Source organism: Streptomyces sp. MJM8645 (genome assembly GCF_001625365.1).
GTDB lineage: Bacteria > Actinomycetota > Actinomycetes > Streptomycetales > Streptomycetaceae > Kitasatospora.
Genome location: NZ_LJJF01000001.1, coordinates 720,105 through 734,774, shown reverse-complemented (window position 1 = coordinate 734,774; position 14,670 = coordinate 720,105). Strand labels below are relative to the sequence as shown.

Sequence of the window (14,670 nt, the reverse complement as noted above, 5' to 3'; positions counted from 1 at the left end):
GCGGGTCCGGACGCCCCGGCCGCGGCGGTGCTGCGGCCGGGGCCGCCCGGTGCCCCCGCGGGTGCGGGGCGTGCGGGGGTCACGGAAGCCGCACCACCGTCTCGCCCTCGGCGGTGTCGATGTGCACCGCCGAGATGCGGGGGCCGGCCGCGGGGTCGACCAGGACGTCGAGCGCGGCGAGTCCGGGCCACCGGTCCGCCCAAGCCCGCTCCGGCTCCCGCGCCGGGCCCGTCTCAAGGCGCCGCAGCGCCTTCGGGCACACCCGGTGCCCGGCCGCCTTGAGATCGCCCGGTACCCGTGCCGCGCGCGCCTGCGGGTCGCTGTAGCTCAGGAAGAACGGCAGCACCCGGCTGCGCCACGACAGGTCGAACGCCGCCTCCGCCCACGGTACGCTCCCTCCGTCGGCCCGGACGGACTCGCCGCGGAAGAGGTCCGGATCCGCTCCGGTGACCGTCTCCACCGCGCGTGCGGTGGACTCGATGTCGTCGGTCAGCGCCGCCCAGTTGAGGAAGTCCGGCCCGTCCGCCGTCCGTTCCAGGAACAGCCGGCCGAAGTCCTCGCCCGCCAGCCGCCGTTCGTCGTGGGTGACGAGCAGCTCCAGGTACTGCACGTCGGGCGTGTCGAAGGGCACCACCCAGCTCGCCGTGCCGTCCGGGTTGGGGCTGCCGTCGGTGATGCCGAACCCGTACTCGTCCCACAGCAGTTCGCGCAGCGGCTCGATGGTGCGCGCGCCGAGGATCACATGGTCGATGCGCATCAGGAGGCACCGCCCAGGGCGTGCGAGGGGCACATGCTGTACGGCAGGGCCTCCCAGTCGTCGCCGACCAGGCCGGCCGCCATGCCCTTGCCGGTGGCGCGCGCCGAGAGCAGCCCGTGCCCGGCGTGGCCGGCCGACAGGAAGATCCGCTCGTGGCCGGGCAGCGCGCCCGCCAGCGGCCGTCCGGTGCCGGACACCGGGCGCAGTCCGGCGCGGAGCTCCACGGGCACCGAGTCCGCGAGCCCCGGCATGACGGTCGTGGCGAACCGCAGCAGGTTGGCGATGCCCTGGGTGGTCACGTGCTCGGCGAAGCCCGTGTCCTCCTCCGTCGCACCGACGATCACGTCGTCACCGACCCCGGGCGCGAGGTAGTAGGCGGAGGACAGGATGCAGTTCAGCTCCTCGTCGGTCCGCAGCACCGCCATCTGCCCGCGCTGCGGCCGGACTCCGGTCGCCTCGGCCAGGCCCTTGCCCGAGCTCCAGGCGCCGGCGGTGATCACCACCCGGTCCGCGCGGAGCGTCCCGTCGGAGGTCACCACCGAGACGGCCGCGCCCTCCTCGCGCACCTCCCGGACCGTGACGCCCTGTTGCCAGTCGACGCCCCGGGCCAGGCACCGGCGCCGTACGGCGTCCAGGTAGCGGCGGCCGTCGATCATCAGCCCGTCCGGGTCGAGGAGGTAGCGCCTGCTGGTCGGCAGCTTGAGCCCGGGCGCGGCCTGCGCGAGGGCGTCGCCCTCCACCCAGTCGCCGACGCCGAGCCCGCTCAGCACGTCGCCGTGGGCCTCGACGTCCGTCTCGCGCAGGGCGCGCAGGATGGGCCTGGCCACGCTGAACGCGCCGTACTCCGGCTCCAGCCGGGCGACGTCGGCGTCCAGGTCCCGCTTGGCGGTGCGCAGCCAGTCGTAGAACTCCCGGTCGGTGAGGTAGCGCAGCGAGGGGACTGCCACCCCCGCCGCGCGGTTGGTCGAGTGCCCGGGTTCGGCACCGGAGTCGAGCACCCGGACGGACGCCCCGCTGTCGCTCAACTCCTCGGCGAGGCAGGCGCCGACGATCCCTCCGCCGATGAGCGTGAAGTCAGGGGGTGATGACGGTGACGACGGCATGTCCTGCACCTTCCATTTCGGCCGCGCCGGCGAGTACCAGCGAGCGGGTGGTCACGTCGCTGTCGCTGTGGACAGCCATGGGTGGGTCGGCCAGGCCGCGGGCCTGGCGCAGCAGATGGACGGGTTTGCCCCGCAGGGCGAGGCGGAACCAGCCGCCGGGCCGGTCCGCGACCCTGGCCAGGCACTGGAGCCGGACGGTGCCGTCGCCGTGGTAGCGCTGGAGGCCCTCCACGCACCAGACGAGTTCCACCGCGTCCGGGGGCACCTCGGCCCGGGGCCCGTCGAGTTCGAGCCGGGCCAGCGGCGGCGGGCCGAACCCGCCGGTGTCGTGGTCCCACACGGCCCGGCCGAGCGCGATGCCCTCGGCGAGCGGGGGCGGCGGGCAGATCCGGCCGCCGTCGACCAGGACGGTGGGCAGCGCCGGGTCGCCCCGGTCGTCCAGCCCCGAAGCGCCCAGCGCCGCCCCGTCCAGCGCCGAAGCGTCCAGCCCCGACCCGTTCAGCCCCGACCCGGGCGGCGCCGACGGCAGGTCGGTCAGGGTCAGCTGCGGCAGGATCCGCCGCCCCGCCAGCCGGGCGGCGGTCGCGCGCCCCCCGCGCGAGGTCAGCGAGAAGGCCGCACCGGCCACCAGCACCGACGCCGCGGAGGGCCGCAGCAGCAGCGGCCGCTCGCGCCAGTCGTCCGGCGGGTCGGCCGGTACGAACGGCTCCGAGAGTGCCCCGAGTTCGTCCCAGGGCAGGGCGTCCACGAGCCCGGCCGGATCCCCCGGGCCGCTGGTGCCGAGCAGTACGGGACCGCCGGGGGTCTCGACGCGGGCCAGCAACTCGGCCCGCCGGGACACCGGCAGGCCGTCGCCGTCACGCCACTCGTGGATCTGCGCCACCGCGCTCTGGAGCCCGGCGACGGCCGACGCCGTCCGTTCGGCCGCCTCGGTGAGCAGCAGCCCGGTCTCCTTGCCCGCGTCCTGGTCCGCCGATCCGGCGACCCGCCGGGAGCCGGTGACCCGGCCCGTCGCGTCCCGTTCGAGGCGCAGGGTGTCGAGCGAGACGGTCAGCCGCGGCGCGCCGCGGGTGGGCGTGACGATTCCGGAGGCACGGATCCTGGTCTCAGCCACGGGCCACCGCCCGCAGCCCGACGAGCCCGGCCGGCAGCCGGAACCCGGCGTTCGCGAACGACACCGGCACCGGGTACTGCCCCAGCTTCCCGCAGCCCCCGGTGGCCCGCAGATAGGCGGCGACCCGGTGCTCGTAGGGCCGCAGACCCGCGAGCACCCGCGCTCCGTCACCGGTCACCGTCAGCGGGCCCAGCCGGGCGGTGCTGCCGTCGACGCGGTGCAGTAGGGAGAACGGGGCGTGGAAGACGAAGGCGCCCGAGGCGATGTTCATCATGTCCAGCCGCAGCCCGTACGGGGCGATCCAGCCGCCCGAGGGCGGTTCCGGCTCGGCCGCGGGCTCGATCAGGGCCACGGTGTGGGTCATCCGGGGGATCGCCGGATGCCGGTAGCTCTGTTTGCGCCCATGGCCCGTGCCGGGGCCGCCGCCGAGCAGGGCGGCGAGCGCCCGGTCGGTCATCGGCGGCCCCACCGTGCCCCGGTCGATCAGCCGCAGGGTGCGGCACGGGGTGCCCTCGTCGTCGAACGGACTGCGGTAGCCCGGCCCGTCGTGCGCACCGCCGTCGAGCACCGACAGCCACGCGGGTGCGACCCGCCGCCCGGCGCGCGCCCCGAGGTAGCTCGTTCCGGACGCGACCACGTCGGCCTCCATCGGGTGTCCGACGATCTCGTGGAAGAACGCCCCGGCGAGGCCGGGCAGCAGCACGAGGTCGGCGCCGTCCGGGAGTTCGGCGGCGAGCGGCAGTGCGAGGCGTTCGCGCACCGCCTCGGCCGTCCGCACGGCCGCGTCCCGCAGCCCGCCCGGGTCGGAGCCCGCAGGAGCGCACAGCAGCGACCGGGAGTGGACGGTGCCGTCGTCACCGGTCAGCCTGGTCTCCAGGGTCGTGACGATCCGCTCGGTGGTGGCGACGCGGTCCGCGCCGCCGGCGGCGACGTGCTGCTGGGCCACCCCCAGGGTCAGCTCCGCGCCGGTCTCGGCGGCGATCCCGGCGAGCTCGGCGCGCAGCTCGGGGGTCAGCTCGAACAGCGGCCGTTCCTGCACCTCGCGCAGCGCGTCGGCGGCCTGCGGGGCCGCCCCGGCGGCGCCCGAGGCCAGCAGGTCGTCGCCGTCGGCGAAGCGGTGCTCGGTGAAGCCCCGGTCGAGGTGCCGTTCGACGCTCATTCCGCGCACCGAGGTCCGCTCGGTGGAGACGGTGCCGTCCGGGAGCACGTCGGCCCGCATCCGCAGCGAGTGCTCGGCGAAGAGCGTGGTGTGCGTCATCGCGTGCTGCTCCCGTCGCTGTTGGTGCTGCCGTCGCTGTTCCTGCTGCCGCTGCTGCTGTCGTCGCTGCCGATGATCTGCATCCGCAGCTCGCTGGTGTAGCGCCGGCCTTCGCCGTCGCGCAGCCACAGCTCGTCCGGCCCCGGCGCCATCCGCTCCACGCCCAACTGCTCGGCGCCGCGCGCCACATGGCTGATCAGGTCCGCCGCGAGCGGTGAGGCCAGGTCGATCAGGTACGGCTTGCGCTCATGGGCGCTGCGGCAGAAGACGAACCGCGTTCCGGTGTCCCGGGCCAGCCTGCGCAGCGCGAGGAACCGCGCCTCGGGCTCCGGTGCCGCGAGCGCCGCGGTGGGCACCTGCCACCGGGACCGCTGCAGGACGACCGATCCCAGGGCCACTTCGGGCTGTGCGTCCTCGGTGGTGAAGGTGGGGTGGAGCACCTGCGGATGCGAAAGGGCGGCGATCGGGGCGTACTTGACGAAGTCGCTCAGCGGGACGTACGCGCTGACCGCCTTGCCGTCCGGATCGTGCAGGGTGACGTCGTGCGGCCCGATGCGGACGGTGAGGTCCTCCGGCTTCAGCAGCTCCGGCTGGTCGTGGTCGGTCCAGGTCAGCGGGCGCATCGCGACCTCGCGGCCGGGGAAGCGGTAGTAGCCCTTGTTGCGGCGCCCGAAGTCGAGGCCGACGACCGTGCCGTCCTGCGCGGCCGTCCAGGCGGCGGCGTCCGCGCCGAGCCGGTCCGGATCCGGGTGCATCGTGCCCAGCCAGCTGCGCACCAGCAGGTGGTGGTGGGCGCGGGAGAGGACGAGCGGGGCGTCCGCGCCGAGCCCGGCGGCGTCCGGCGCCGCGGGGCACAGGTCGATGACCGCGTACCGGTCGCCGTCCAGCGCCCCGGCCTCCTCGGTCAGCCGCTCGACCTCGGCCCGCCAGTCGGCGCCGGGGTAGACGGGTGCGTGGGTCGCCTGGAAGGTGCTGGTCGAGTCGGACCGGCTCGCGGCCGCTCGGGTCGCGTACGTGAGGAGGTCCAACTCCGTGGCCGGTGCCCCGGCTGGGCCCGTTTCTCCTGCGGTCCCGTCCGTGAAGGCGTCGCGCACTGCGGCCGCCGCGGCGCGCTGGGCGGCCTGCCCGTGCGCGGTGCACACCTCCAGCACGGGGGCGAGCTGCCGCTCCCAGTCGCCGACCAGCCCGGCTCCGAGGGTCAGCGCGAAGGGCGACGCGCACTCCTCGAAGAACACGGCGCGGTCGGCGTACGCCGCACCGGCGCCCCTCCTGGCCGGCCTGCCGGTGAACTCGGTGAACCGCTCCTCCAGGGCGGCGACGGCGGCCGCCTTGCGGTCCAGCGGCGCCTGCGCCAACTCGCCGATGAGGGATGCGAGTTCGCCTGTCCGGTCGAGCCACAGCTCGCGGGCCGGTGAGGCGGGCAGCGCGGAGAGCTGGTCCCGCAGCGTCGCGAGGGGCTCCAGGTCGTAGTCGCCGCCGCCGAGGCCGATGGTGACGGCCTCCTCGGCCACCAGCCGCATCAGCGTCCTGGCCACGTCGCGGGCCGGCTGCCCGGCGGCGCGCACCACGTCGCGGAACACCGTTCCGTCCGGGGCCACGAGCGGCAGCAGCGGCTCCCGCGCCGCGTCACCCCGTCCGGTGGAGTGGAACGCGAGGTGCGGAAGGATCCTGGGGTCCCGGGCGATCGCCGTGGCCAGCGCACGCGCCGCCCAGTGCGAGAAGAACACCCGGCGGACGCGGGGCACGTCGTCGCGCAGCACGGCACCCTCGCCCTCGCCCACCGTGCCGTACGCCATGGGCCCGAAGAAGCTCACCGTCTCGTTCTTCGCGCAGAACCGCTGCACGTACGTGAACATCTGCCGGCGCACCCGGCGCCAGCGCGAGGTCAGCGGGCCTTCGTACGCCAGCAGCGGGAGCAGCATGTTGCGGTACGCGTCCGGGTTGGACAGGAACACGGCCTCGGAGACCCCCGGATCCGCCAGTAGATCCCGCAGTCGCTTTCCGGCCTCGTCGTCGGCCTGCCGGCAGGCGAGCGCGTAGCGTTCCCAGGCGTCGGCCCAGGCGCTCACCGCCCGGCTCCACTGCTCCCCGCCGGACGACGCCGGCAGCTGCCGCGCCCGTCCGCGCAGCACGTCGGAGCGCAGCGACTCGGCGCGGGGCCCGCTGAACTGCGTCTCCACCAACTCCAGGACGGTCCGCTCGCGGTCGAGCAGCTCGTCCGCGAGTTCCAGCAGGGAGTGGGGCGCGCCCAGCTCCTCCAGCCAGTCGAACGGCATTCCCGCATGGCGCAGGATGAACTCCCGCCCGATGCGCCACTGTCGGCTCACTGGCTCCTCCGCATCACACCGGCCTGGACCAGCCGGTCGGTCAGTTTCCTTCGGGCACCGTCGCTGATCCGGTCCAGGACGGCGGTGTCGCCGGACGAGAGCCGCTCCACGACCGGCGTCAGCTTCGGATGCAGCCGGAACGCGCTGCCCGTCCGCAGGTTCACCACGAATGAACCCGGGCCCTGGCCGTCCGGGCCGGGCCCCTCCCCGGCGACGACGGCGGCCGACGGCTCCCACACCGTCGTCCCGTCCGGTGCGGCGAGCACGCAGCAGGCGAACCGGCCGGGGAACAGGTCGGCCACGGCGCCGAGTTCGGCGTTGAGTGCGCCGATCGCCGCGGTGCGCGCCGTTTCGTCGAGTGTCCCGGGCCCGCTGAACCGGTCCCAGCGGGGCAGGTCGTTGCCCGGGGTCGTGTGCCGGATCAGCGGCACGCCGCCCCAGGCCTGCGGTGCCGCGCCGCCCCGGGCCGTCGGCAGCCGGAACGGGCTGAGCCCCGCGAGCCGGGGGCCCGGCCCGGACAGCAGGCTCCGCGCCGTGCCGGCCGTCTCCTCGGCACTCACCCCGGGCGCCCCGACGAGCAGTTCGACCCGGAGCAGGGCCCCGTCCACCGCGTCCAGGACGGTCCGCAGATCGGTACGGCGGCCGTCCGCCCCCGTCACCTCGGCCCAGGACTCCAGCCGTGCCACGGTCAGCGCCGCGCCCCGGCACTCGCGCCACGCCTCGGCGGGCAGCGCCGCCGCCTCGTCCGGGGCCAGCCAGCCCGCCCAGGGGGCGCCGGCCGGCCAGTCGGCCGCGCGGCGGACCCAGCGGACCGGCGTGCCGTCCCCCGACCACTCCTTGCCCAGCCGCCAGGCCGGCGCCCAGTCGTCGAAGCCCGCCGCCGCCGAGAACGGGGCGAGCGCGCGCAGCGCCTCCCGGTGCGCGGTGGCGAAACGCCCGCACAGCACGACCCGTGCGGGGCCGAGCGCCTCCAGGAGCACTGCGGCCGCCGGGAGTTGCTGGTCGGTCTCGATCACCAGGTGCACCCGCCCGTCCGGGGCCGCCGCACGAGTCCACCGCGCCTCGGGCCCCAGCAGCTCGGTCCGCTGCGCGGCCAGCACCACATCGGCCCCACGCTCGGTGGTGCCGCCGACGAGTTCCACGTCGTCCGCGGCCAGCCGCAGGGCCGGATCGGCCTCGCCCGCCAGCCGTAGCGCCATGCCCATGGCCCGCAGCCGGCCCGCGGCCTGGCCGCCCCGCGCGGTGACCCGTGCGGTGACCCTCGCGGCGGCCCGAGCGAACAGCGCCCTGGTCCGGTTCTCTGCAGGGTCGCTCCCGCCGCGCCTGCCGAGGTCGTAGTCGTCGGCCAGCGCGGCGAGTGCCCCGGTGTCCGCGAGGCGTGCGACGAAGTGCGCGTTCACGTCGATCAGTTGGTCATCCGGCCCGAGCTCCGGTTCCAGACTCGGATCGAACAGGGGAGGGAGCACCACCCGGCGCGTCACCGCTCACCACCGCCCCGCAGATACACGCAGCGCAGCTCGGAGGCGAAGCGCAGCTCGCCGTCCCGCAGCCAGGCGTCCTCGGGTGCGGGCAGCGTCTCGGACAGCAGGAGCTGTTCCGCCGTGCCCGCCAGCCGGGCCATGCCCTTGAGGAGTTCGGGGCTCGCGGTGTCCACGTACACCGGTTTGCGTTCGGCCGGTGACTTCGCGAAGAAGCGGTCGGGCAGGCCCCGTTCCCGGAGCAGCCGGGCCGTGGCGAGCAGCCGCTCGGCGTCGCGCTGGCTGCCGTGCGCCTCCAGCAGCGCCGCGCTCGGCAGCGCCCAGCGGCGCCGCGAGAACACCACGTTGCCCCAGCGCAGCCGCGGCACGTGCGGCAGGTCCGGCAGCACCGGGCGGCGGATCCGGGGCAGTGCCAGCGCGGTGTGCACGGCGGTGTCGAGCTCGCCGTTGTGGAACAGCAGGCTCCGGCCGGGGTGGGTGTCGCCGCGCAGGACGACCCGTTCGCCGTCGCTCTCCAGCCACAGCTGGTCCAGGCCGATCCGCTCCCGGTCCGGGCCGGCGATGCCGCCCAGTTCGAGCACCACCCCGGGGAACTCCAGCGGCGGCAGCCCGGTCGTACGACGGGAGATCACATTGACGGCCACCTGGTCGCCCAGGGCCCTGCGCACCCCGGCGTCCCGCTCGGCGAGCAGCGCCGCGGCGTCCGGATGGAACTGCAGCGCCCACGGGGTGAGCAGCGCCGCGTCGTGGATGTCGCCGAGCACGAGCGGGGTCACCCCCGGCTGGTATCCGGCCAGGTCGGGAGCCGCGATCAGGACGTCGATGGAGCACAGCACCGGGGCGGCGGGCGGTGGCGGCGCGGCGAGCAGCCCCGCCACGTCGATTTCGGCCCGGTCCGCGCCTTCGGCCCCGATCACCCGGCTCAGCTCGGCGCCGAGCTCTCCGCCCGGCTCGATGGCGAGGTCCGCGCACTCCCGCAGCGCCCGCAGCAGCGGGATGCGTCCCGCTCCCAGCCGGGCCGCGACCGCCCGGTTGGTGCGTACGCGGGTCGCCTCGGCCTCGTGGGCCAGCAGGTCGAGCACCGGCGCGACGGTGTCGCACATGTCGCGGGCCAGCGGTCCGCGGACCTCCAGCCGGGCTGTGCCGACGGCGGCCTCGTGGATTACGACCCGGTCGTTGTAGAAGCGGCCGCGCTCCGCCGAGCGGTCGGCGACGGGCAGCAGCGACTCCAGTTCGGCCTGGACGGTCAGCTTCCGCTCGGGCGGCGCCGACGGGTAGCCGTCGAGCAGTGCGAGCACCTTCACCAGCAGGGCCCGCACCCCGGCCGCGCGGGCGGCCGTCTCGGTGTCCGAGGCGTCGATGCGTTCCAGGGTCCAGCGCAGCGGGTCGACCACGGTCGCCGGCGGGCACAGGGTGTGCGTCAGCGTCCCCTTCGCCACGGCGGCCGCGAACGCCTCCACCGCCTCCGGGGCGCCGGCACCGCACCCGGACGCGATCCGGGCCACCGTCCGTACGCCGTCGGCCTCCCGCAGCAGCGCCGCGCCGACGCCCGTGCCGCGGGGCGGCCCCGTCATCGTCTTGCGCACCGGCGCCAGCCGCTCGGCCAGCGCCGGATCGCCCAGCAGCAGGCCTTGCACGGCGTCGTTGACCCGGGCCGCGGTGTGCGCCTGGCGGACCGGGATCGCGGTGTGGCCCTCCCAGTCCAGCGCCGTGGCGGCGTCGGAGCCGGGGCTGAGCCTGCCGTAGTTGATGGGCCCGAAGAAGCTCATCGTCTCGCTCTTGGACGCCAGCCGCTGTGCGTAGGAGGCGAGTTGGCGCCGGATCCGGCCGCCGGCCGCACCCCGCGCGAGATCGCGGTGGACGGCGGGCGACGAGCAGACGATGGCGTCGTTGACCCGCGGATCGGTGCGGACGGCGGCGAGCGCCTCGTCGACCGCCGCCGTGTCGGCCTCGACGGTGGCGGCGAACCGCTCCCGCACCGCGCTCACCCGCTCCGCCGCGGCGTTCCACTCGGCCAGCCAGTCGGCGGGCAGGTTGTCCGACGCGGGCAGCGGCCGCAGACCGCGCAACTTGGCCTGCTGGCCCCGGGACAGCCGCCCGGCCGGGTGCAGCCGTGATGCCACGTCGGCCGACCGGGCCTCCAGGGCGAACAGCTCCTCGATGAGCAGACGGGTCCGTTCACAGGCCAGTCGCTCGACCATCTGCCAGGGGAACCCGGCGCTGCGCAGGACGACCGTGGGCAGCAGCTCCCAGCCGTGCCGCCGCGCCGTCGATTCCTGTGGCGACAGGTCGGATCGGTCGGCTTGGTCGGATCGGTCGGATCGGTGGGTCATGACGACGCTCGCTTCATGGCGATCCGGAACTCCGAGGTCACGGGGGCCCCGCCGTGGCGCAGCCACAGCGCGTCCGGCGCCGGCCTCATCTCGGCCAGCGACACCGTCGCGCTGTCACCGGCCAGCACCATCGCCACCAGTGCGTCGACGGCCAGCGGACTGTCCAGGTCGATCCCGACCGGTTTCGGCTCGTGCGCGAGGGAGGCGAAGCAGAACCGGGGCACTCCGTGCCGGGCCCGCAGCGACTGGACGGCGAGGAAGGCGGCGGCGGGGTCGCGTGCCGCGTCGACCCCGAGGTCGGCACGGTCGAACCACCAGCGGGCCCGCTGCACGAGCAGGTCGCCGACCACGATCCTCGGCGCGAAGTCCCCGATCCGCACCAGCGGCAGCCCCACCCCGGGTGCGGCGAAGGCCCGCAGGTGCACATGGTCGTCCTCGCCTGCGTACAGGGTCAGTTCACCGTCCGGGGTGCGCAGCCGGGGCGTGCCGTCCACCAGGGCGACGGTCAGATCGGTCAGCGGCACGGTCCGCTCCCGGTCGTCGGTGGCCACCGAGGTGATCTCGATGAAGCGGCCCGGGAACCAGTCGGCCACCAGGCCCTTGTGGCGCCTGCGGCGGATCACCGTGGCCAGCCGCTCGGGGCCGCCCCACGGTTCGAGACCCGCCTCGAAGTCGCCCAGCATCCGGTCCTGTTCGTCGCTGAACAGCCCCTGTGAACCCCAGGCGAAGACGTACGGGTGCAGCTCGCCCAGTACCAGCAGCTCGCCGCCGTCCTCCCGGCTCTCCAGCATCAGATCCGGGCTGACGAAACGGGGCCGGCCGGGTTCGGGCGCGAACCCCGCGAGCTCGGCGGGGGAGAGCCGGGCCTCCTGGCCCTGCACGGCGGACTCCACCAGCGCCGCGTAGTCCCGCTTGAACCCGATCAGCGGCCCGGCGAGCCGGTCCAGACCGCCCGCCTCGACGGAGGCGCGCATCCGGCGGATCAGCTCGTCGTACGGCATGGCGCCGCCGCCCGCCTCGCGCAGGATCCCCGCGCACAGCTCGGCCGCCGCGTGCTGCTGGAGCTCGCCGTAGCGGGCGGCCACGTCCAGCACCGGGCTGAGCTCGGACTCCCAGCGCCCGGCCACGTCGCCACCGACCACCACCGGGCTCTGGTCGCCCTTGGCGTCCAGGGACACCACCAGCCGGTCCGCGTACATCCGGCCGCCGGCGCGACGTGCGTCGACCTCGGTGAGCCGGGTGAAGCACTCCTCGACGCGCTCGAGCGCGACCGCCCGGGCACGGTGGCCGTCGGCCGCCGCGTAGGCGTCGCCCAGGTCGCGCAGCTCCCGAAGCCGTGCCGGCCAGGCGGTGTCCTCCGCGTAGCGGTCGGCCCAGGAGACCAGCCAGTCCAGCGGCCGTGCCGCGGTGGACGGCGGCTCGGGCCAGAGCCGGACGGCCCCCGCCTGCCGCAGCCGGTCCAGGACCCGGCGCGTCTGCGCGAGGTCGAGTCCTGCCAGCGCCGCCAGTTCGACGGGGGAACGCCGCCCGTCGACGGCCTCGGCGAGCTGCCACCGCACCCCGGACAGGGTGATCCGGCGGCCGTCGGCGGACTGGATCGTCCCCGACCCCGGCGCCCCGCCTGGTGTCCCGCCCGGCACCTCGCCCGGTGTCCGGCGGCAGGACGGTATCCAGGCCACCGGCGGGCGGTCCCGCACCTGCGGGTCCGTGCCGATGAGCTTGGCCAGCTCGCACACCGCCCAGAACGCGGTCTGCGCCTCCAGGAGGTGGTAGCCGCAGGCCGTCTCGGGGCCGAGGACGGTGCCCTCGGCCCCACGGTCGACCCGGCCGTGCACCAGCGGACCGAAGAAGCTGGTCGTCTCGTTCTTCGCGCCGAGCCGCTGGCCGTACAGGTAGACGCGGCGGTAGAAGGACCGGTCCTTGGCGCGGTTGCGGCCCGTCGCGCTGTCCTGCTGCTGCCAGCCGTCGACCCAGCGCACCGCCTCGGTGTGGAAGGACGGCGACAGCTGGAGCAGGGCGTCGCACACCCGCTCGTCGCGGAGCACGTCGCGGACCCGCTCCGGCCGCCGCAGCACCTCCTCACCCAGGGCAGCGGTCAGCCGCTCGCCCGCCTGCTGCTGAGCGGAGTGCGCCGCGCGGTAGCCGTCGACCGCCGATGCCACCGCCGATGCCACGTCGCCGCCGCGCGGGTCGTGCTCCACCGGCAGCCGGCGGCCCACCCGGCCGCGCAGCTTCGACAGTTCGCGCAGTCCGGCCCGGTCCCGCTCGCGGTCGGCGCCGGTGACGGCCTTGGCGATCGCCTCCTGGAGCCGGGCGCGGCTCTGCTCGAACCGCGCCACCGCCTCCCGGTACTCCGCGGCCGCGGCACCCGCCGGCCCGTCACCGAGAGCGGTCAGCAGGCCGATGCCGAAGCCCGCCCTGCGCAGCAGCAGCCGATCGTAGAGCTGCCACCTGGCCCGCTGTCCCGTCTCCCCCTGGGTCGCATGGTCCGTCATGGCCTCAGTCCTGAAAGTTGATCAGGTCGAACGGGCGGTTGAGCTTGGTCCGCGGCTTGGGCAGCAGCCCTTGCAGGTCACCGCCGTCGGCGACGGCCTTGGCGAGGGCGTCCGCCGCACCGGGACGGGTGAGGCTCAGCGGCGCCATGGCCGCCACCGACCCGGCCGCGGTCACGGAGCCGGTCGTCATCACCCGACCCGCCTGGGCCAGCGCGATGCGGTACGGGTCGCCCAGCAGCCGCGCCGCGGCCTCGGCGCGCTCGTACTGCTCGGCGCCCGTCCTCGCGTCACCGCCGGAGGCGTGCAGCATGCCCAGTTCGAGGCGCACCTCGGTCTCGTGGAAGCGGTCACCCAGCTCGGCCGCGTTCACCAGCGTGGTGTCCAGGTCCGCCAGGGCGGCGTCCCGCTCGCCGACGAGCAGCCGCAGCCCGGCGCTGCGGTACGCGTGGTGCTTGCGGAAGCCCGCGTTCGACGAGCCGGCGGCCTGCTTGAACTTCTCCCAGGTCGCCAGGGCCGAGGCGTGCTTGCCCGCCTTCTCCTGGAGCACGCTGATGTTCGAGTACAGGTTGATCCGCAGATGCGCGGCACTGGCGTCGGTCAGACCCGCCATGCAGGCCAGCGCCTGCTTCTCGTGCTCGAAGGCCGCCCCCAGACGCCGCTCCGCGAACAGGGTCAGCCCGCGCAGGTTGTGCAGCCAGCCGCGCTCGCGGCGTACGCTCTCGGCCTCGCCCGGACGTTCCCCGACGACCTCGAAGCCCTGCTCGACCTCGGCGACCGCCTCCGCCAGCCGGTTCTTGCGCTTGGACAGGGTGAGCGCGGAGTACAGGTGCGACTGGGCACGCAGCTCCGGGGACAGGCCGGCGGCGTCCTCCCGGATGGCCCGGAAGCAGGCGAGGGCCGTGTCCTGGTCCCCGCGGAAGCCCGCCTGGATGCCGAGCACCTTGAGCAGGAAACCGCGTACGTCGGCGGTGCCGCGCAGGATCGCCGTCTCGAACTCGATGGCGTGGACGAGCTCCTCCTCGCGCTCCGCCTCGGCGAGCAGCCCGGGTACGCCCGACTCGGGGATGCCGGCGAGCAGCCCGATCGCCTCCTCGGCGACGACCGCCATGCCCTCCCAGTTCGTGGAGAAGAACGCCCGGCGGCAGTAGGCCAGTGCGGCGGCCACCCGGTCCACGGCGGAGCCCTCGGAGTCCCTCGCCCGCAGGAACAGTTCGCCCTCCTCGGACACCGGCTCGAAGCCGGCGTCGGGAGCCGTACCCAGGTCCACGGCCAGGTCGCCCTCGGTGACCGGCAGCCCCATGCGGCGCAGACAGCGCACCCGCTCCCCGCGGTAGTCGGCGTACCGGCCGACCGGCTCGCGCACGGACGTCGGCGCGTCCAGCAGCAGTTCGGCGCCCTCGACGAGCTGCGCGTGCTCGAACGCCCGCATGAAACCGCGCAGCGAGGACAGGTCGGTGCCGCCCATCCCACTGAGCAGCAGGGGCCTGCCCAACTGAGCGGTGCCCGTGCACAGGGCGGTCGCGGCCACCGTCAGCACGCGGTAGACCTGCTCGCTCTCCCGGTGCAGCCGCCGCTCGGACGGCGCGAGCGCGATCTCCTCCAGCGGCGCGGTGCCGGGCGCGGTCTCGGCGGGGAAGAGCTCCGCCCATTCGGACGGGTGCCCGGCCGCGAGCCCGGTGAAGTCGGCGCCCTCGGCGCGCAGGGCGTCGATGCCCGCCCGCAGCCCGCTGTACGAGGCGGCCGGGCCGGTGTTCACGTCGACCAGGACGGAGGCGGTGGATGCGCGGCTCACCTCGGCCGCCCGC

General features: G+C 75.4%; 9 protein-coding genes. All 9 read right to left on the bottom strand.

What is annotated here, in order from left to right; translation table 11 throughout:
• Positions 1-79: 79 nt before the first annotated feature.
• From A6F73_RS02900 to A6F73_RS02860, 9 genes are read right to left on the bottom strand one after another with little or no spacing between them, the layout of a single operon-like run.
• Entirely contained in the window at positions 80-757 is a 678-nt protein-coding gene (locus A6F73_RS02900; RefSeq protein ID WP_063346295.1) for a VOC family protein, read from the bottom strand.
• Entirely contained in the window at positions 757-1,860 is a 1,104-nt protein-coding gene (locus A6F73_RS02895; protein ID WP_063346294.1) for an FAD-dependent oxidoreductase, read from the bottom strand. The genes A6F73_RS02900 and A6F73_RS02895 overlap by 1 nt, the downstream gene beginning before the upstream one ends.
• Positions 1,832-2,974, bottom strand: coding sequence for a hypothetical protein (locus A6F73_RS02890; RefSeq protein ID WP_063346293.1), 1,143 nt, complete (start codon positions 2,972-2,974; stop codon positions 1,832-1,834). The genes A6F73_RS02895 and A6F73_RS02890 overlap by 29 nt, the downstream gene beginning before the upstream one ends.
• Positions 2,967-4,232, bottom strand: a complete 1,266-nt coding sequence (locus A6F73_RS02885) for a metallopeptidase TldD-related protein (RefSeq protein WP_063346292.1) — start codon at positions 4,230-4,232, stop codon at positions 2,967-2,969. The genes A6F73_RS02890 and A6F73_RS02885 overlap by 8 nt, the downstream gene beginning before the upstream one ends.
• Positions 4,229-6,559, bottom strand: a complete 2,331-nt coding sequence (locus A6F73_RS02880) for a lantibiotic dehydratase (RefSeq protein ID WP_208869044.1) — start codon at positions 6,557-6,559, stop codon at positions 4,229-4,231. The genes A6F73_RS02885 and A6F73_RS02880 overlap by 4 nt, the downstream gene beginning before the upstream one ends.
• Positions 6,556-8,028, bottom strand: coding sequence for a hypothetical protein (locus tag A6F73_RS02875; protein WP_208869043.1), 1,473 nt, complete (start codon positions 8,026-8,028; stop codon positions 6,556-6,558). The genes A6F73_RS02880 and A6F73_RS02875 overlap by 4 nt, the downstream gene beginning before the upstream one ends.
• Positions 8,029-8,036: 8 nt before the next feature.
• On the bottom strand, positions 8,037-10,370 hold the full coding sequence (locus tag A6F73_RS02870) for a lantibiotic dehydratase (RefSeq protein WP_107452808.1): 2,334 nt from the start codon (positions 10,368-10,370) through the stop codon (positions 8,037-8,039).
• Complete coding sequence (locus A6F73_RS02865; RefSeq protein ID WP_063346290.1) at positions 10,367-12,865, bottom strand: lantibiotic dehydratase; 2,499 nt, start codon at positions 12,863-12,865, stop codon at positions 10,367-10,369. The genes A6F73_RS02870 and A6F73_RS02865 overlap by 4 nt, the downstream gene beginning before the upstream one ends.
• Positions 12,866-12,869: 4 nt before the next feature.
• Positions 12,870-14,657: a hypothetical protein gene (locus A6F73_RS02860; RefSeq protein WP_208869042.1), complete on the bottom strand. Its 1,788-nt coding sequence runs from the start codon at positions 14,655-14,657 to the stop codon at positions 12,870-12,872.
• Positions 14,658-14,670 lie beyond the last annotated feature (13 nt).